Below are 335 nucleotides of genomic sequence, written 5' to 3'. Positions count from 1 at the left end.
CTATCTTCTGTTTCAGAGTAAACTGCATAATTTAATTTGACATTTTTTTTGAATATTTCCTTAATATCATCAAACTCCAATAGTTTTACATTACTATTCTTTTTATCAATTTCTTTCTCTCTCCCTTTCCATGAAAATCCTGCTATGCCTTCATCATCTATATCGACTCTAATGTTATCATAAGAAAGAAAAGCGGAGTTCTCGCCGCCTGCAACCTCTCTATTCTCATATGTGCTTTGAATTCCAGCATATGTTTTTGTGAAATAGATACAATAGGCCTGTTGATCTTCAATAATTCCGATTTTAACAGCAGAAACATCATAACCATTAATATT

At 31.6% G+C, this 335-nt stretch carries 1 protein-coding gene; it reads right to left on the bottom strand.

Annotated elements, in window-relative coordinates; all coding sequences use genetic code 11:
* Positions 1 to 335, bottom strand: a 335-nt coding sequence (locus CHK_RS16460) for a DUF6034 family protein (protein WP_046442157.1), incomplete at both ends; no start/stop codon positions are given.

The sequence above is a fragment of the Christensenella hongkongensis genome, from assembly GCF_000981035.1.
Lineage (GTDB): Bacteria > Bacillota > Clostridia > Christensenellales > Christensenellaceae > Christensenella > Christensenella hongkongensis.
The sequence above is the reverse complement of the archived record's forward strand: the minus strand, read 5'-3'. Positions and strand labels throughout refer to the sequence as shown.